The organism is Pseudomonas sp. 14P5.3.2, assembly GCF_057799175.1.
On the sequence record NZ_JBYOKU010000064.1, the window covers coordinates 1 to 17,239 of the forward strand.

Genomic DNA, 17,239 nt, shown 5'->3' on the forward strand with positions numbered 1-17,239 from the left:
CCCACCCAAAGCACTCAGCGTGCTGCAGACCTGAAAATAACCATAAAAATCCGAGGTACTCCCTGTGGCCGTTGATATCGAAGATAGCCGCTCCGCGCGCTTTGCCTTGCGCTGTTCAAGCTTTGCCGAACGCTGGTTCCCCGATTCCTGGGTATTCGCCGCACTGGCGGTGATCATTGTCGCGCTGGCCACTTTGGCCATGGGCGCCAAACCCACCGATGCCGCGATGGCCTTTGGCGACGGGTTCTGGAGCCTGATCCCGTTCACCATGCAAATGGCCTTCGTGGTGATTGGCGGCTACGTCGTCGCCAGTTCGCCGCCGGCGGTCAAGCTGATCGACAAACTGGCGCGCATCCCGAAAAACGGCCGCTCTGCCGTGGCCTGGGTCGCGCTGATCTCGATGGTCGCCTCGTTGTTGAACTGGGGCCTGTCGCTGGTGTTCGGCGGTTTGCTGGTGCGTGCCCTCGCCCGCCGCACCGATCTGAAAATGGATTACCGCGCGGCCGGTGCGGCGGCGTATCTGGGCCTGGGCGCGGTCTGGGCGCTGGGCCTGTCCTCATCGGCGGCGCAGTTGCAGGCCAACCCGGCCAGCCTGCCGCCGGCGATCCTGTCGATCACCGGGGTGATTCCGTTCACCCAAACCATCTTCCTCTGGCAGTCCGGCGCCATGCTGCTGGCGCTGATCGTGATTTCGATCATCGTCGCCTACGCCACCGCACCCGGCCCGAACTCTGCGCGCGATGCCAAGGATTGTGGCATCGACCCGGCGTTCAACCTGCCACCGCTGCAACCGCGCACCCGGCCCGGCGAATGGCTCGAGCACAGTCCGCTGCTGATCATCTTGCTGGTGCTGCTGGCCGCCGGCTGGCTGTTCCACGAGTTTTCGACCAAACCGGCGATCACCGCGATTTCCGGGCTCAACACCTATAACTTCCTGTTCATCATGCTCGGCGCCCTGCTGCACTGGCGCCCGCGCAGCTTCCTCGATGCGGTGGCCCGGGCGGTGCCGACCACCACTGGCGTGCTGATCCAGTTCCCGTTGTACGGCTCGATCGCCGCGCTGCTGACCACGGTCAAAGGTGCCGACGCACAGACCCTGGCGCATCACATCTCGACCTTCTTCGTCAGCATCGCCTCCCACGACACCTACGCGTTGCTGATGGGCGTGTACTCGGCGATTCTCGGCTTCTTCATCCCGTCCGGCGGCGGCAAGTGGATCATCGAAGCGCCGTACGTGATGCAAGTCGCCAACGATCTGCAATACCACCTCGGCTGGGCGGTACAGATCTACAATGCTGCCGAAGCCCTGCCGAACCTGATCAACCCGTTCTACATGTTGCCGCTGCTGGGCGTGCTCGGCCTGAAGGCGCGCGACCTGATCGGCTTTTCGTTCGTGCAATTGCTGGTGCACACGCCGCTGGTGCTGTTCTTGCTGTGGGTGCTGGGCACGACATTGGCGTATACGCCGCCGGTGATGCCGTAGATTGACGAAATTGCACCTGCCTCATGGCAGGTGCAATCAATGTTGCTCGGAGGGCAGGAATCTCAACAGTTCAGGCAAAGCAACTTGAACCGTTTCCCAGACGACATCCAGATTGATGTCGAAGTAGCCATGAGCGATCCGGTTACGCATCCCGCGCATGCTGCGCCGGTTCTCGATCATACGGGACGGGCCTGTTCAAGAACCTGCTGACGAAATTTCAGCGGAAGGTCTCCCGGCGTCAGCAGGTCGACTGTAACTCCAAGCAAATCTTCAAGCTCGACCTGAAGCCCGCCGAGATCAAACAAGGTGGCACCGGGCAAGGGATCCACCAGTAGATCAAGGTCACTACCTTCCATATCGGTACCCAGCAAGGTCGAGCCAAAAACTCGCGGATTGGCCACACGGAATCTGCCGACAACCTCGCGAACGGCAGCTCGTTGCAGATCAAGAGCAATGGAGGGTTTCATGGTTCACTCAGGCCAGTTTCGATATCGCAGCAGTCTAGCAGTGCCGAAGAGCAGTAGACACCGCACCATTTGTCACCTAACCGTCACATTGCCTTGCTAGCGTCCGCCCGAAACAAACTGAAACAATTAAGCAGAACGGGCTGACAGATGAAAGACGAGACAGACGGCACTGACGCACCTGAATCCGACAACCCCACCGACACCAGTCGCCGCCGCTTTCTCGGCGGTGTCGCTGTACTCGGCGTGGGCGCGACCCTGGCCGGCTGCGGCAACGCCAGCGATCAACCGGGTAAACCGGTGGAGCGCCCGCTGACCCCGACCGAGCTGGACAAGGCCCTGCGCGATCAGGTGAAAACCGTGGTGGTGATCTACGCCGAGAACCGTAGCTTCAACAACCTGTTCGGTGATTTCCCCGGTGTCGAGAAACCGCTGTCGGCGCTCAAGCCTGCCGATTACCAGCAACGTGACCGCGACGGCAGCCTGCTGCAGACGCTGCCGCCAGTCTGGGGTGGCGTGCTGCAGATCGGCCCGCAAACGCTTGATGGCGTGACCTACCCCAGCGCCACGCAGTTTCAGGAAAACCTGCCCAACGCGCCGTTCGCCCTCAAGGGCCCGAATGCCGAAGATTTGCCGTTCGGTCTGGTGACCCGCGATTTGTGGCACGTGTTCTATCAGAACCAGATGCAGATCAATGGCGGCAAGAACGATGGTTTTGTCGCCTGGGCCGACTCCGGTGGTTTGACCATGGGGCACTACGCCCAGAGCCGCTACTCGCTGCGCCTGTGGGATGTGGCGCAGGAATTCGTGCTGTGCGACAACTTCTTCCAGGGTGCCTTCGGCGGCTCGTTCCTCAACCACCAGTACCTGATCAGCGCCACCGCGCCGTTCTATCCGGACGTAGCCAATTCGGTGGCCAAGTCACAGATTGCCGTCCTGCAAAGCGATGATCCGACTGACCCGCGCCTCAAGCCACTGGAACAGTCACCCGCCAGCGCCATGACCGGCCCGCCGCAGTTCGGCCCGAGTGCGCTGACCCCGGACGGCTTCGGCGTCAACACCCTCGCTCCGCCGTACTGGCCGACGTGGATTCGCGATCCGGAACGTCCGGAATATTCCAAGGCCGATCTGCCGAACGTCATGGTGCCGCAGACCCACGAGCACATTGGCGACAAGCTGTCGAAGAAGAACGTCGACTGGGCCTGGTACGCCGGCGCCTGGCAGGCGACGCTGGAGCAGTACAAGGATTCCGGCGGCATTCCGAAAATCCCCAACTTCCAGTATCACCACCAGCCGTTCAACTACTTCAAGCAGCAAGGCCCGGAAAACCCGGACGAGCGCAACAAACGCCTGCGCGATGCCGGCCTGGGCGATGAATCAAGCACCAACAAGTTCTTCGCCGATGCCGAGGCCGGCAAGTTGCCAGCGGTGACGTTCTACAAGCCCCAGGGCAACCTGAACATGCACGCCGGTTATGCCGACGTCGCCTCCGGTGACCGGCACATCGTGCGCGCCCTGAAGGTGCTGCGCGAAAGCCCGCAGTGGAAAAACATGGTGGTGATCGTCACTGTCGATGAAAACGGCGGCTGGTGGGACCACGTGGCACCACCCAAGGGTGATCGCTGGGGCCCGGGGTCGCGGGTGCCGGCGCTGGTGGTGTCGCCATTCGCCCGCAAAGGCACGGTGGATCACACGGTCTACGACACGGCGTCGATCCTGCGCCTGATCACCCGAGTGTTCCAACTGGAAACCCTCGACGGCCTCAAGCAGCGCGATGAAGCGATGATCGCTCGCGGCCAGAAACCCATGGGCGATCTGACCAACGCCCTGCATTTTCAGGTCTGAAAAATGAGTTCTGCGGGCTGACGCAAAAATCCGTGAATGACGGCTTCTCTGTGCAACACGGCTGATCCACTATGAAGCGCCCCGAAACCCCGGGGAACCCACGCTGAAAAGGATCTGAGCATGTTCAAACTCGCAGGATTTACCCCCGCAGTGCTTACCCTCGCCGCGCTCACCCTGAGCGCGGCTGCCCACGCCGATGTCGACCTGAAGCTGGGCAGCACCGAGCGCGTCACTCGCCTCTTCGCCTACCCCAACAACTGCAGTGTGATCTGCTATCGCAACTGGTCGCTGGAGCAGACCGTCGCCCATTACCTGAGCCAGAGCGTGCAGCGCGATGGCTACACAAACGCCAAAGTCCTGGTGAAGAACGATAACGGGCAGGTTTACGCCGAGATCAGCGGCGTCCCCGAAGGCTACGACAAACCGTTGTCGGCGCTGCTGGATGCCGGTGACCTGGCCTATACCGGCGCCAGCAAGCTCAATGCCGATGGCAAATGGGCGTACAGCTGGTATCTGTTCCTGCCGCTGGGCATGGCCCTGGAAAACCGCAAGAGCGTCGAACTGCTGCACTTCCCGCCGGATTACTCGCTGACCCAGGCCCAGGATTATCTGCGCTCGAACACCACCGATCGCTGGGCCACCCTGCTGACCGTCAACGGCATCCCGACCGACCAGACGCCGGCCTATCAGACCATCATCGACATTGCGCCAATCGCCGCGCCATCCAACGCCGGCAGTGATCTGGAAGGCGTCTACGACTACTTCAAGGACTACCAGACCACGCTGGTCAAGCAGTTCAGCCAGACCGCCGCCGGCACCACCCTGCCGATGGTCGCCTTCGGTGCCCCGGTGCGTAACTGGATCAAGCAGCAATACGGCCCGACCGTGGCCGTATTGGGTCTGGCGACCATCAGCCCGAGCGCAGGGGTGAACGTGCCGGTGCTGGGTTCGAACCACCCGAGCTACATCTGGTACGCCGCCGACCCGGCCAGCTACGACGGCGATGAAGCGAAAGCCGATGCCGCCGGCTTGAAGGTCATGGGTCAGGACTTGAGCGCCGCCTGCTGGCAGGCCGGGATGGGCAGCAAACCCGGCACCGATGCGAAAGCCCTGCTCAACAGCTGTACGCAGACCTGGCAAGTGACGCAGAAGGTCAAGACCTGCGAGCTGTTCTACACCTCGATCCGCAACCTGACCCCGGCTCAGGCTGCCGCCAAATGCTCGACCACGCCGATCAAGGCCCAGTTGCAACAGCTTCAGGGCGAATTGCCGGCCCCTGCTGTTCCCGCGCCACACCTCTGATCTGCAGAAAAGACTTCCCGTGTCAGCCATTGCTGACGCGGGAAGCAGCCAATTACGCCTGTCAGATCTGACAGTAGACGGTTTGTGTCAAACACTGGAGGATTGGATCCAAACATGTTGCAGAGCTGACAGGATGTCAGACCCGAGAAGTCGCAGCATCTGGCTGACAGGGATCGTTATGAACAACCAGGCACATCAGCACCACGTTCCACGCGAAGCACCAGGCATTTACCCGTTTGCCGGGTTGCCTGTGCGTCTGGGTTTTCCGTCCACTGTCGATTTCGAAATCTTGCAGGACGAACATGGCCGCGCTGCCGTTGTGGCGCGTCGGGAGTTCCTGCGCATCACCAGAATGTGCCGCATTTCCGGACAACTGCTGCCCTACCGCTGCCGCCAGAGCCGTCAGTTGCTGAGCGGCATCCATATCTACGACCCGCGCTTTTGCGGGTTGCTCGAACATGCCTGCGATCCGAATGTTTTTCTCGACATGAGTGAACTGTGGCTGTGGGCGCTGCGCGACATTCAGCCAGGTGAACGCCTGAGCATCGACTTCGCCTCCACCGAAGACCGCTTGCTGCAGCAGTTTGCCTGCGACTGCGGCTCGCCGCGCTGTCGTGGATGGATCACCGGTTACGATGAACCACCCACGATTGAGGGCCAGCACTTTTTGCAGCGCTGGCGAGGTGCGCACTGATCGGGATTACAACGCGCCTACCGGACGCAGACGATATTGCGGCGGCAGTTGCTCGAAACCACTGATGGTGGTGTTCAGGCTTTTCCAGCGACCGTCCTTGATGCCGTAGATGCAGCCGTGAATCGACAGGCTCTGGCCGCGATGCCAGGCGTTCTGGATGATGCTGGTGTGGGCGACGTTGGCCACTTGCTGGACGACGTTGAGCTCGCAGAGGCGGTCGACCTGCTCTTCCTCGGTCGGCAGCTTGGCCAGTTCTTCACGTTTTTCGTAATACAGGTCACGGATCGAGCGCAGCCAGCCATCGATCAGGCCGAACTGGCGATCCTGCATCGACGCGCGCACACCGCCGCAGCCATAGTGGCCGGTAACGAGGATATGTTTGACCTTGAGCACGTCGACCGCGTACTGAATCACCGACAGGCAATTGAGGTCGGTGTGCAGCACCACGTTGGCGACGTTACGGTGTACGAACAGATCGCCCGGCAGCATGCCGACGATCTCGTTGGCCGGCACCCGTGCGTCGGAGCAGCCGATCCACAGATATTCCGGGGTCTGCTGGCGCGCCAGCTTGGCGAAGAAATCCGGGTCTTCCTTGGTGATCGCGTCAGCCCAGCGCTCGTTGTTATCAATCAGGTCTTGTAAGTCGTGCATGGTTAAGGCCTCAAGAAAGATGCGCAGGTATGACAAACGACCGCCCGTCGGGGTCACGCAAGGATCGCAAGTGTTTTCGTTGGAATTCTCGTGTGCCCGGTGTGTCCACCTCAGTAAGGCCCACAGTATGAGGATTTGCCATGACTGATTCACGACGTCCGTTCGATGCGGTGCAACCGGAACCCATCGATGATAACGAAGACCGCATGGGCTCGGTGCATGAGCTGGATTTCGATGAAGACGAACCCAGCGCAAAAATCGGCGACGAGATTCCCGAGCGCGAGCGCGAGCAACTGATGCCCGACGAACGGGTGCGCGAGGCGGGTTTTACCGGCGCATCAACCGCTGACCATGAACCGACCGACGATGACCTGAGCCCGGAAACCCTGATTCATGAGGACGGTGCACGCGATGCCGAGGAGGCTGGCGAAGGCAATCAGGCGGATTGGGATCTGAGCATTGTCGACGAGGACGACATTGGCGGGGGTAACGGCCTGGATGAGGCGGAGCTGGCGCGGCGTGATCCGCTGGATGGCAATCGCTGATCTGTATTGCCTGTAAGGACGCCTTCGCGAGCAAGCCCGCTCCCACAGGGAATTGAGACACGACTCAAACCAATGTGGGAGCGGGCTTGCTCGCGAAGCTTTTAAATATGTTCAGTCGACCAGGGTGCAGGCCATCACTACGGCATCTTCACGCCCGCCCACCGCCGGATAGTAATCCCGCCGCCGGCCAATCTCGTTGAAGCCATAGCGCTCATACAGCTTGAACGCCGCCGTGTTGCTATCCCGCACTTCCAGGAAACACTCCCGCGCTTCAGCCGCGTATGCCCGTGACATCAGATGCTCAAGCAGCGCCAGCCCCAGCCCACGCCCCTGATTTTCCGGTTTGACCGTGATGTTCAGCAGGTGCGCCTCGTCGAGAATGATCTGCACCACTCCGTGGCCGACCTGTTGCTGACCTTCGAACATCAGCCAGATCTGGTACTTGCCCAGCCCGTCGAGAAAAATCCCGCGAGTCCAGGGATGGCTGTACGCCGCGTATTCGATCTTCAATACCGCGTCCAGGTCCGCCTCGGTCATCGGGCGGAACGATACAGCTTCACTCATTCGATGGTTTCCAGCGCGCCATCAGCCGACGCATGGCTTGCCACACAGCGGCTTTGCGCTGTGGCTCTTCCATTAACAATTCCAGACCGGGGATGGCCCAGGCCAGGCCCAGGCCTTCGATCTGCAATTCACTATTGAACGCTTCGGCGTCCGCTTCACCGGCAAAACGCACCGCCGGCAGGCCGATCAGCCACAGGCAGGCGCAAGGCGCCGCTTCCATTTGTACCGAAAGAAAACCCTGAACGAAGTCGCGTGCCGCTTCCGGGCCCTGATCCAGGGTGCCGCGGTTCAGCCACGGCCAGCGCACCGGCTCGCCGACGATCTGCGGCGCATCCGGCAGACCGGCGGCGCGCAACATGTCCTTGAGCAACAGATAGGCCGGATCGCGGCTCTGGAACGCTTCGCCTGTGGGTAACTCGACCAGCAGCAGGCAAGCCCCGGCGCGCAGCAGTTGCAGGGCAAACCGCGGTGGCGGCACGGGGGCGGGTTTGACCACCACTGGCGCCTCTTCGACCTCTGCCACCGGTTTGGCACCGGTACGGGTACTGGCGAGCGACGGGCGCGGCACCTCGATTTTCGGCCGTTCGACCGGGCGCGGTGCACTCTGCACCGGGGCTTCGGCCTGAACAACCGGCACCGCCGCCACCTCTGGCTCAGGCTCGGGCATGTCCAGCAGCTCGGGCCGCGATGGGGCGGCGAAAGGCAATTCGGTGCGCGGCAGCCAGTTGACCACCTGCATGGCGTTCAAATAGGCGCGGCGGCGGGACTCGATAAGCAAAGGTCGGCCACTTGTGGATAACTGAAAGTGTGCTGATTCTACCGCCCTTCGCTCAAGATCGCCCGTTGTTGATCGATAGTCTTGATCCCGTCTTTAATCCGGGAAAAAGCGACAGCCCGTCCCGAGAGTGAATCGCATCCCTCCTGATGCAGTACAATCGCGGCTTTTAATCGCCAACCAGCCGGCCATTCCGATGATCGAACCCAAGCGCGTCTTGCGCGCCCTCGCTGAACACTGGGCACTTCTGGAGCCACTGTGCGAGCACTTCGACCAAGGCACCCTGAGCCTCAACGAACTGCGCACGCAACTGGCCGCCCAACAACTGGACAGCACGCCGCAGGACATCACCAGCCTGCTCGACGTGTGGATTCGCCTCGACATTCTGGTGCCCGTGGCGAAAAGCCCGAACCGTTTCGAGCTGAACGCGCAGATCCACGACTTCCTCGCCTATCTGCGCCGTGAGCACCGGCTGGGCCTGTGCCTGGAAATCGAAGCCTATCTGCGCCACCTCGAACGGCTGGCCGGCTACATTCAGGACGCGTTCGACGTTCGCGACGGCAATGATCTCGCCCGTCAGCTGCGTTTGCTCGACATGCGCGTGCGCGACGTGCTGAAGAAACTCGACAACGACGAACAGGCGCTGGTGGCCGTCGCCGAACGGGCCAAGACCAGCGACCGGCAGATTCCGCTGCGTCAGCGTTACGCCGAAGTTCTGGCGACCTGGGACGAATACGTCGAGCCGATGATCGATCTGGTGAACGCCGACGGCGCCTTCGAACAAGGCGTGCGCAAGGTTGAAACCGTACTGTTGAAGATGCTCAGCGAACAGCAGCGCCTCGGCCATCTGGTTGATGACGACATGCTGCTGCGCACCCACGCGCGCATCCTCGAAATGCAGACCAGCGCCCAGTTGACCCTGCGTCACGCCCGCGAACTGCTGCTGCCGCTGCGTGAAGAAGCACGCCGCCACAACGCCGTGACCCGTGGTGCCGCGCTGGCGCTGGCGGCGATTCGCCGTAAAGGCATCGATGCCGTGCCACAAGCGGCGATGCCGCTGTTCACCCGGCCGCAAAGCACCTTCCTCGGCAGCGCCAGTCAGGTCGAGGCTTACGTCTACGCCCTGGCGCGTTTCGAGCCGAAACCGGCGCGTTTCCCCAAGGCACACAAAACCCAGAAGTCCGGCGATGCCCCGCGTGCACCGCGCACCGTGCGCGAGATGGTCGAGCGTTGCGAAGAGTCCCTGCCAATGCCGGATCTGATGACCTGGCTGCTGGAGCAGGAACCGGACGGCGCCACCGACGAATTGCTCTACTGGTTCTCGCGTCTGTCGCGGGAAAAACGCTTCAAGCGCGAGCGTCTGGAACGCCGCGAATACCACACTCACGAGCACCAGGTCAGCCTGCGCTCCTTCGCCCTGCTCTCGGCCCGCGACTCCGCCGCCGAGGATTCTGCGAGCATCCCCAATGCATCTTGATCTATCCGAACTGTCCCAACTGGCGCCGATCTTCCGCGAGCTGTTCAAGGGCTATCACGTCAGCCGCCGCGACCCGGAACTGTACGCGCAACTGTCGAACTTCCAGGATCAATACCGCACGCTGTTCAAGGCGCTGGGGTTCGAGCTGGTCTGCGACACCCGTGGCTTCTACTACTTCGTGCCGGACATGGCGGCGGCGGCGGTGAACAAGACGGCCCAGCGTCTGGCGCTGTTCACCTTCATCCTCGTCGAGCATCTGGCCGATCAGGGCCGTGACCCGATTGCCGTGCTCGACGGCGGCAGCCTCGGCCGCGAAGAGCTGCCATCGCTGCTGGAGAAATACCGCGATCTGTTCATCCAGGCCGAAGTGCAGACCGTTGAAGAGCTGGAAGAAAAAATCATGCGCCGCATGACCCAGCTCGGTTTCGCCGGTGAAGAAAACGGCGTGTACCGTTTCCTGCCGCCGATGCACCGCTTCCTCGATGTGTGCCTGTCGGTGCAGCAGGACCGCGATCTGGCGGCCAGCGTGCACAGCGTTCTGCCGCTGCCGGCACCGGTGCTGATCGACGAAGCCGCCGAAGCCAAATTCCTCGAAACCGACGATCCGCTTGATCTCAGCGAATTTGAGGAAGAGAGCGAAGAAGAGAGCGAAGAAGACGCACTGGCTAGAGCCATTGCCGAAGAACAGGAGTCCGACGCATGAGCCAGGAACGCTACGGCATCCGCCGCTTTGCCCTTTTGAACACCGCTGGTTACAGCCTCGGCCTGTTCCCGCTGGAAGAACCGTTGTCGGTCTACGGCGCGAACAACCTCGGGAAATCGGCGTCGATCAACGCCTTGCAGTTCCCGATTCTGGCGCGCATGTCGGACATGAGTTTCGGCAAGTACAGCCTGGAACAATCGCGGCGTTTCTACTTCGCCTCCGACACCAGTTACATCCTCGTCGAAGTCAATCTGCCCCACGGCCCGCACGTGATCGGCGTGGTCGGTCGCGGCCCGGGTGGTGGTTTCGGTCACCAGTTCTTCGCTTACGCCGGCAAGCTCGACCTGGCGCATTACCAGAAGAACGACACCTGCCTGCGGCAGAAAGAGCTGTTCAGCAACCTTGAGAAGGAAGGCCTGAAAGCCTACGAACTCAAGCCGGACGAATTGCGTCGCTTGCTGGTCGGCGGGCACACGTCGATCCCGCTCGACCTGACCCTGATCCCGCTGCGCTCCACCAGCGAGCAGAGCCTGAAGACCTTCCGCGCGCTGTTCATCAACCTGCTGCACATGCGCGAAATCACCGCGGCCAAGTTGAAGCAGCTGTTCCTCGATGCCTTCGAGCACAGCCTGCGATCCGGCAGCGTCGACTACATCGCCGCGTGCGAAGAAGCCTTCCGCGATGTACGCCGGATGGAGCAGGACTACAACTCGCTGGTCGCCGCCGGGCCGCTAGTCGAAGCCTTGGCCAACGGCGTGAAGCAGCGCGATGTGCTACGCGGCAAACTGCATCGCCTGTCGCCGCTGCTCGATTCGTTGCTCGGCACCTGGTCGGACTACGCCACGGCGCGCAAGGAAGAGCTGACGATCCAGGCCGAACACTACCGCCGCGAGCAGGACGATCTGCAAAACGATCAGCGCGGTGGCACCCAGGAACTGATGCGTCTGGAGCGGGAAATCTCCGGCATCCAGCGCTGGCTCGGTGAGTTGTCGGTGCTGAAGAACCGCTTCGCGCTGGTCGATGACGTCAAGGTGCTGGAGCAGCAACTGCTCGCCGCCAAGGACGCGCACGACGAACTGGCCGGTGCGCTGGCACAGTCCCGGCAGTTCAGCGCCGAGGATCTGGAAGAACGTCTGCGCGATCTGGAAAAACGCCTGAAGTCGGTGAAACAGCAACTCGATCACGCCGACAACAACAGCTACGCCCGCCTGCGTGAGGAGTTCTCGCAGCAGGACGTCGAGCGCCTGATGCGCCTGTTCAACAGCGCGCTGTTCAGCCTGCCGCTGGGCGAACACGGCATCACTCTCGACGAGGATGGCGAGTGGGTCAAATCGGTCGAGCTGATCCTCGATGGCTTCAAGGGCGAGCGCTTCGAAGTGCCGGGCTTGTCGATCGACATCTCGCACATCGAGCCGCCGGCCCTGCAAGCGCTGGCCGACCGCGCCGCGCTGCGTGACCAGAAAGAACGTCTGGAAAAAGAGCTCAAGCAACTCAAGACCCAGCAAGCCGTGGCCGCCGACCGCGCCGCGAGCAAGACCCAGACCGAAGCGCTGTACCAGCAAGTGCTGGATGCGCAGAAAGCCCTGGAAGATTTCCGTCGCACCCAGACCCTGAGCGCCGAAGAAAGCGACAAGCTCGAGCAACTGGCGCAGATGGAAGCCGCGCAAGACGAACTCAAGCGTTCCAGCGATGCGTTCACCGAGCGCGTCCAGCAACTGTCGGCCAAGCTGCAACTGGTCGGTCGGCAGATCGCCGACATGGAAGCCAAGCAGCGCACCCTCGATGACGCCCTGCGCCGCCGTCAGTTGCTGCCGGCGGACCTGCCGTTCGGTACGCCGTTCATGGATCCGGTCGACGATTCGATGGACAACCTGCTGCCGCTGCTCAACGACTATCAGGACAGCTGGCAAGGCTTGCTGCGCGCTGACGGGCAGATCGAAGCGCTGTACGCGCAAGTTCGCCTCAAAGGCGTGGCCAAGTTCGACAGCGAAGACGACATGGAGCGCCGTCTGTCGTTGCTGATCAACGCTTACGCGCACCGTACCGACGAAGCCCTGACATTGGGCAAGGCGCGGCGTGCGGCGGTCACCGACATCGCCCGGACCCTGCGCAACATCCGCAGCGACTACGACAGCCTCGAGCATCAACTGGCGCTGTTCAACCGCGAGATCAACAAGCGTCAGGTGTCCAACCTGCAGAGCTTCCGCATCGTCCTGGCGCCGAACAAGGAAGCGCTCAAGCACATCGACCAGATCATCCACAGCGCCGGTCAGTACGAAGAAGGCGAAACCCTGTCGGTGTTCGACCTGAGCCAGAGCGCCGAACAGGACAACAAGAACGAAGAGGCCAAGGAATACCTGGCGCGGCTGGTGGCGGCGAACCACAACCAGCTCGGTCTCAAGGACTTGTTCGAACTGGCGTTCGAGATCACCAAGGTCAACGGTCAGCCGGTGATCCACACCGACATCGACGGCGCCGCGTCCAACGGCACCACCATGACCATCAAGGCGCTGACCAACATGTACTTGTTGCTGCACCTGATGGATCGCGATCTGGCCGGTCGCGTGCGCCTGCCGTACTACCTCGACGAGGCGGCGGACATCGACGAGAAGAACCAGGCAGCCCTGCTGGAAACCAGCCTGCAATTGGGCTTCGTGCCGATTCTGGCGAGTGTGAAGCCGCAGGTCTGCGCCAGTGTCGCCATCGACCTGGAAGGCGGCAGCGGCCCGGCGGGGATCTACATCGACGAGGCGGACTGGAAGTACATCCGCCGCCATGACGTGGTGAAAGCCACCGTCAATGTGCAAGCCGATGAGCCGGAGCTGGATGAGGTTTGATCTGCCTTAGCTGAAGGCAAAAAAAGGGCCGCGATCTGTTGGGATCACGGCCCTTTTTTATGGCTTTGGATTCGTGCTGAATTGAAGGCCTCATCGCTGGCAAGCCAGCTCCCACAGTTTTTGTGTTGAACACAAATTCTGTATACGACGCGCGCCCTGTGGGAGCTGGCTTGCCAGCGAAGGCGTCGTTGTAGACGCCACATCAATTCCGGATTACTTACCGAGCGAAATCTTCGGCGCCCAGGTCAGCCACTCATCCTCGAACTTGTCGAACAGCGGGAACGTCTGCTCAGGCCGTGCCGGGTTGCCCATGCGCTCACCGTCCGGTGTGGCGAAGGCAATGCCACCCTGAATCGCCGTCTCCAGCGACTCCGTGCGCACCGTCAGGCCATTGAACAAGCCGATGTCGAAACCGACGCCGCTGGTGTTCCAGAATCGGCTGCCGCTGCGCACCAGCGGCGCATATTTCGGTTCGATCAAAATGTGCACCAACACCCGGTCAGCCGTCTGCCCCAGTTCATAACCGGTGACCTTGCCCACGGTGATTTCGCGGTAGGTCACGGGCACACCCGGTTTCAGCGAGCCACGGCGCGCGGCGCTCAAGACCAGACTCAAGCCGGCTTCTTGCTTGCTCACTTCCGGCGGATTGGCCAGCGCAACGAAGTTCTTCTGCGGCCCAAGGTTTTTCGCCGCCGGCTGCACTTCCACATACTGCCCGGTGACCAGGGTTTCCAGGTTGGAAGTCTTCATCAAACCCAACTCAGGTTTGACCACCCAGAACTGACTGCCGACCCGCGCAATGCGCTCCGGCACTTCGGTGATGCGCGCAGTGAGCAACACCGATTGCAAGTCATCAGCCAGATCAACACTTTCGATCTTGCCGACGTCCAGACCCTTGAATCGAACCGGGGTACCGCTGCGCAGGCCATCGGCGCGATCAACCTTGATCGTCACCAAAGTGCCTTTCTGGTTCGCCTCGTCGTGGTTGGCGAAAAGACGGAAGCGCGGAATGCGCTTTTGCAGCGGCGCCTTGGCTTGCGGTGTTTCGAAGGCAATGCCGCCGGCCATCAACGTCTGCAACGACTCGCTCTTCACTTGAATCCCGCCCGTCAGGCCACCGGTGAGGGTGATGCCGCTGACATTCCAGAAGCGTGTCGACGCGTTGACCAGGTTTTCGTATTCCTTCTCGATATGCACGCCGATGACGATTTGTTTTTTGGTCTTGGAGAACTGATAGCTCTGTACCGAACCGACCTTGACCTGTTTGTACAGAATCGGACTGCCGACTTCGATCGAACCCAGAACATCGGTGAACAGCACCAGGTGCAGCCCAGGTGAACGCAGATCCAGCGGCGGCGCTTTTGGCCGCGCCTCGAATTCGCGTTTCGGCGCGGCACCTTTGTCGCCCGGACGCACGGCGATGTAATTGCCTTTGACCAGCGCTTCGAGCCCGGTGATACCGGCCAGGGAAATCGACGGTTTGACCACCCAGAACTGCGTGCCCTCGACCAGATAGTCTTCTGCCAGAGGATCGAGCGTCAGCTCGGCCGTGGCGCTGTTCAGATCCGGATCGATTTTCAACGCTTTCATGTTGCCGACCTGAATGCCCTTGTACATCACCGGCGTACGGCCGGCCTGCAGACCTTCGAAGTCACTGAGTTTGACCTTGACCCGAATGCCGGCAGCGGCGGCGTCGAAGTCTTCATAGAGACGGAACGGCAGGCTTGGATCGGTGGGCGGACTGTCTTTGCGATTCTCAGGTGTGGCGAAGGCGATGCCGCCGGCGACGATGCTCGCCAGAGACTCGCTGCGTACTTTCACCCCGGACAGGTTGGCGTCGATGCTGATGCCGCTGGCATTCCAGAAACGCGTGTGTTTGCGCACCAGTTTGGCGTAGGTCGGTTCGATGAACACTTTGAGCTCAACGGTGCTCTGGTCTTCAGACAGCACGTAGCTTTTGATCTGGCCGACTTTGATCTGCTTGTAGAACACCGGGCTGCCACGGTTCAGCGAACCGAGGCGATCGGCCTTGATGGTCAGGTGCAGACCCGGCTTGGAGTCCGACAGCGGCGGCTCTTCGGCCAGCGCCTTGAACTTGCGGGTGGGCTCGCCTTCGCCGGGGCTGATGGCCACGTAGTTACCCGAGACCAGGGTTTCCAGACCGGTGATACCGGCCAGCGTCACGCTCGGTTTCACCAGCCAGAAGCGCGTGCTGGTCTTGAGGTATTGCTCGACGTCCTTGTTCATCTCGACGGTGGCAATCACCCCTTTGGAGTTGCCCTCGTCATCAAGTTTGAGCGTCTTCACCTTACCCACCGGCATGCCCTTGTAGACCACTTCGGTCTTGTTGGCCTGGATGCCTTCACCGCTTTCGAAACGCACCTGAATCTCGATGCCGGTTTCGTTGTAGGCACGCCAACCGAGCCAGCCGCCAATGATCAGGGCAATCAGAGGCAGTACCCAAATGGCAGACCAGTTGGAGGCCGGTCGGGTTTTCGCTACAGGCAAATCAGTCATGGTCGTCGTCCGACTCCGTGTTATCCCAAATCAGTCGGGGATCGAAAGTTACTGCGGCAAGCATCGTCAGAATCACCACACTGGCGAAAGCGATGGCGCCAAGATTGGCTTCGACACTGGCAAGCCGGCCGAAATTGACGACCGCCACCAGAATGGCGATCACAAAGATATCGAGCATCGACCAGCGACCGATGAACTCGATAAAGCGGTACATCCAGATCCGCTGCCGCGCGGACAACGGCTGACGTCGCTGCACCGAAAACAGCAGCAGCGCGATGCCCACCAGTTTGAAGGTCGGCACCAGAATACTGGCGATGAATACTACGGCGGCAATCGGGATCATGCCGTGTTGTACCAGTTGGATCACGCCGGACATGATGGTGCTCGGATCGCCCTGACCCAACGAGCTGACCGTCATGATCGGCAACACATTGGCCGGGATGTAGATAATCGCAGCCGTGATCAGAAGGGCCCAGGTGCGGGCCAGACTGTTCGGGCGACGAGCGTGAACCAGCGCGCCGCAGCGGGTGCAGGTCTGCTCGTCAGTGTCCGCATCCTGTTTGTTCAATTCATGGCATTCGGTACAGATCAGAATGCCCGCATCAATCGCCCGCATGGGCATCTTCTCCTGATAACGCCTGCCAGATCTGGTGCGGTGACATCACCACTTCCAGCCAGACCTGAACCAACAACAAACCGATGAAACACGCCAGACCGAGGCCGACGGTGATGGCCGCCATGTCCGCCAGTTTGACGATCGCCACGAGGACGCCCATGAGGTAGACCTCGAGCATTCCCCAGTCTTTGAGGTGGTGATAAATGCGGTAGAGCAGCAAGCCGTAGCTACGGCCGATATCAAAACGGATCGACAGCAATACCATGAGCTGACACAACAGCTTGAGCAGTGGAATCGCCATGCTGCAGAGGAACACAACCACCGAAACGCCGCGCATGTCGGTATTGAACAACCCGACAACACCAGTCCAGACCGTATCCTGCGAAGACTGCCCGAGTACATTGAGCTTCATGATCGGTAAAAAGTTCGCCGGCACGTAGAGCAACAGTGCGGCGATGACCAGGGCCAGGCTGCGTTGCACAACATTGTGACGATGGGCATACAACTCGTAACCGCAGCGCGGGCAGAGCGCTTTCTCGCCATGGGCAAGCTTGGGCTTGCGCATCAGGAGGTCGCACTCATGACAGGCCACCAAGTCTTCCAGCGGTAAATCTGACAGCCCTGGGGCGTCAACCGGATCTGACATAAAGGCTCTGGCTCCGAAAAAGATGGGGGCTATTCTAGTGTTCTGATTCGAAAATAACTGTGCAAAATTGTTCGCTGGCTAAGCAAAAATACTTTCCTGCGGGCAAAACAAAACCCCAAT

The 17,239-nt window shown here is 61.0% G+C and carries 16 protein-coding genes; 8 read left to right on the top strand and 8 right to left on the bottom strand.

Features of this window, described 5'->3' with window-relative positions; all coding sequences use genetic code 11:
- The first annotated feature begins 64 nt into the window (after positions 1-64).
- On the top strand, positions 65-1,483 hold the full coding sequence (locus AC27VU_RS28610; protein ID WP_007961537.1) for a short-chain fatty acid transporter: 1,419 nt from the start codon (positions 65-67) through the stop codon (positions 1,481-1,483).
- Between the two features lie 36 nt (positions 1,484-1,519).
- Here AC27VU_RS28610 and AC27VU_RS28615 read toward each other — a convergent pair whose 3' ends face one another.
- Positions 1,520-1,663 (bottom strand): HepT-like ribonuclease domain-containing protein, encoded by a 144-nt coding sequence (locus AC27VU_RS28615; protein WP_103486152.1) that lies wholly within the window; start codon positions 1,661-1,663, stop codon positions 1,520-1,522.
- Positions 1,660-1,950, bottom strand: coding sequence for a nucleotidyltransferase family protein (locus AC27VU_RS28620; protein ID WP_103486151.1), 291 nt, complete (start codon positions 1,948-1,950; stop codon positions 1,660-1,662). The genes AC27VU_RS28615 and AC27VU_RS28620 overlap by 4 nt, the downstream gene beginning before the upstream one ends.
- 147 nt (positions 1,951-2,097) lie before the next feature.
- On the opposite strand from AC27VU_RS28620, the gene AC27VU_RS28625 reads away from it, so the two are divergent.
- From AC27VU_RS28625 to AC27VU_RS28635, 3 genes are all read left to right on the top strand, one after another.
- Entirely contained in the window at positions 2,098-3,792 is a 1,695-nt protein-coding gene (locus tag AC27VU_RS28625) for an acid phosphatase (protein ID WP_473018192.1), read from the top strand.
- 120 nt (positions 3,793-3,912) lie between these two features.
- Entirely contained in the window at positions 3,913-5,094 is a 1,182-nt protein-coding gene (locus tag AC27VU_RS28630) for a hypothetical protein (RefSeq protein ID WP_473018193.1), read from the top strand.
- Between the two features lie 178 nt (positions 5,095-5,272).
- Positions 5,273-5,788 (top strand): SET domain-containing protein, encoded by a 516-nt coding sequence (locus tag AC27VU_RS28635; protein ID WP_488725388.1) that lies wholly within the window; start codon positions 5,273-5,275, stop codon positions 5,786-5,788.
- 6 nt (positions 5,789-5,794) lie between these two features.
- On the opposite strand, the gene can is transcribed toward AC27VU_RS28635, so the two are convergent.
- Positions 5,795-6,439, bottom strand: coding sequence for a carbonate dehydratase (gene can, locus AC27VU_RS28640; RefSeq protein WP_003228196.1), 645 nt, complete (start codon positions 6,437-6,439; stop codon positions 5,795-5,797).
- A gap of 140 nt (positions 6,440-6,579) precedes the next feature.
- Here can and AC27VU_RS28645 point away from each other — a divergent pair, with 140 nt between their 5' ends.
- The gene (locus AC27VU_RS28645; protein ID WP_003228197.1) at positions 6,580-6,984 is read left to right on the top strand and encodes a hypothetical protein; all 405 of its coding nucleotides are present in this window, start codon (positions 6,580-6,582) and stop codon (positions 6,982-6,984) included.
- A 111-nt stretch (positions 6,985-7,095) separates the two neighbouring features.
- Here AC27VU_RS28645 and rimI read toward each other — a convergent pair whose 3' ends face one another.
- A complete protein-coding gene (gene rimI, locus AC27VU_RS28650; protein WP_201136575.1) occupies positions 7,096-7,548 on the bottom strand; it encodes a ribosomal protein S18-alanine N-acetyltransferase in 453 nt (150 codons plus the stop codon).
- Entirely contained in the window at positions 7,541-8,287 is a 747-nt protein-coding gene (locus AC27VU_RS28655) for a hypothetical protein (protein WP_003228200.1), read from the bottom strand. The genes rimI and AC27VU_RS28655 overlap by 8 nt, the downstream gene beginning before the upstream one ends.
- 232 nt (positions 8,288-8,519) lie before the next feature.
- Here AC27VU_RS28655 and mksB point away from each other — a divergent pair, with 232 nt between their 5' ends.
- From mksB to mksF, 3 genes are read left to right on the top strand one after another with little or no spacing between them, the layout of a single operon-like run.
- The gene (mksB, locus tag AC27VU_RS28660) at positions 8,520-9,800 is read left to right on the top strand and encodes an Mks condensin complex protein MksB (RefSeq protein WP_003228202.1); all 1,281 of its coding nucleotides are present in this window, start codon (positions 8,520-8,522) and stop codon (positions 9,798-9,800) included.
- Complete coding sequence (gene mksE, locus AC27VU_RS28665; RefSeq protein WP_003228204.1) at positions 9,790-10,503, top strand: Mks condensin complex protein MksE; 714 nt, start codon at positions 9,790-9,792, stop codon at positions 10,501-10,503. Before mksB ends, mksE begins: the two co-directional genes overlap by 11 nt.
- Positions 10,500-13,340, top strand: coding sequence for an Mks condensin complex protein MksF (mksF, locus tag AC27VU_RS28670; RefSeq protein ID WP_103486146.1), 2,841 nt, complete (start codon positions 10,500-10,502; stop codon positions 13,338-13,340). Before mksE ends, mksF begins: the two co-directional genes overlap by 4 nt.
- Positions 13,341-13,553: 213 nt before the next feature.
- Here mksF and AC27VU_RS28675 read toward each other — a convergent pair whose 3' ends face one another.
- The 3 genes from AC27VU_RS28675 to AC27VU_RS28685 are packed head-to-tail and all read right to left on the bottom strand — an operon-like array spanning position 13,554 to position 17,119.
- Complete coding sequence (locus AC27VU_RS28675; RefSeq protein WP_003228208.1) at positions 13,554-15,857, bottom strand: PqiB family protein; 2,304 nt, start codon at positions 15,855-15,857, stop codon at positions 13,554-13,556.
- Positions 15,850-16,473, bottom strand: a complete 624-nt coding sequence (locus AC27VU_RS28680) for a paraquat-inducible protein A (RefSeq protein WP_007961513.1) — start codon at positions 16,471-16,473, stop codon at positions 15,850-15,852. Before AC27VU_RS28680 ends, AC27VU_RS28675 begins: the two co-directional genes overlap by 8 nt.
- Positions 16,460-17,119, bottom strand: a complete 660-nt coding sequence (locus AC27VU_RS28685; protein WP_045122636.1) for a paraquat-inducible protein A — start codon at positions 17,117-17,119, stop codon at positions 16,460-16,462. Before AC27VU_RS28685 ends, AC27VU_RS28680 begins: the two co-directional genes overlap by 14 nt.
- Between the last annotated feature and the right edge of the window lie 120 nt (positions 17,120-17,239).

Excerpts from the sequence above, each read along its gene's own strand:
- AC27VU_RS28620 (WP_103486151.1), bottom strand. The coding sequence starts at position 1,950 with ATGAAACCCTCCATTGCTCTTGATCTGCAACGAGCTGCCGTTCGCGAG.
- can (WP_003228196.1), bottom strand. The coding sequence starts at position 6,439 with ATGCACGACTTACAAGACCTGATTGATAACAACGAGCGCTGGGCTGAC.
- AC27VU_RS28675 (WP_003228208.1), bottom strand. The coding sequence starts at position 15,857 with ATGACTGATTTGCCTGTAGCGAAAACCCGACCGGCCTCCAACTGGTCT.
- AC27VU_RS28615 (WP_103486152.1), bottom strand. The coding sequence starts at position 1,663 with ATGATCGAGAACCGGCGCAGCATGCGCGGGATGCGTAACCGGATCGCT.
- AC27VU_RS28630 (WP_473018193.1), top strand. The coding sequence starts at position 3,913 with ATGTTCAAACTCGCAGGATTTACCCCCGCAGTGCTTACCCTCGCCGCG.
- AC27VU_RS28625 (WP_473018192.1), top strand. The coding sequence starts at position 2,098 with ATGAAAGACGAGACAGACGGCACTGACGCACCTGAATCCGACAACCCC.
- mksE (WP_003228204.1), top strand. The coding sequence starts at position 9,790 with ATGCATCTTGATCTATCCGAACTGTCCCAACTGGCGCCGATCTTCCGC.
- AC27VU_RS28685 (WP_045122636.1), bottom strand. The coding sequence starts at position 17,119 with ATGTCAGATCCGGTTGACGCCCCAGGGCTGTCAGATTTACCGCTGGAA.
- rimI (WP_201136575.1), bottom strand. The coding sequence starts at position 7,548 with ATGAGTGAAGCTGTATCGTTCCGCCCGATGACCGAGGCGGACCTGGAC.
- AC27VU_RS28655 (WP_003228200.1), bottom strand. The coding sequence starts at position 8,287 with ATGCAGGTGGTCAACTGGCTGCCGCGCACCGAATTGCCTTTCGCCGCC.
- mksB (WP_003228202.1), top strand. The coding sequence starts at position 8,520 with ATGATCGAACCCAAGCGCGTCTTGCGCGCCCTCGCTGAACACTGGGCA.
- AC27VU_RS28680 (WP_007961513.1), bottom strand. The coding sequence starts at position 16,473 with ATGCGGGCGATTGATGCGGGCATTCTGATCTGTACCGAATGCCATGAA.
- mksF (WP_103486146.1), top strand. The coding sequence starts at position 10,500 with ATGAGCCAGGAACGCTACGGCATCCGCCGCTTTGCCCTTTTGAACACC.
- AC27VU_RS28635 (WP_488725388.1), top strand. The coding sequence starts at position 5,273 with ATGAACAACCAGGCACATCAGCACCACGTTCCACGCGAAGCACCAGGC.
- AC27VU_RS28645 (WP_003228197.1), top strand. The coding sequence starts at position 6,580 with ATGACTGATTCACGACGTCCGTTCGATGCGGTGCAACCGGAACCCATC.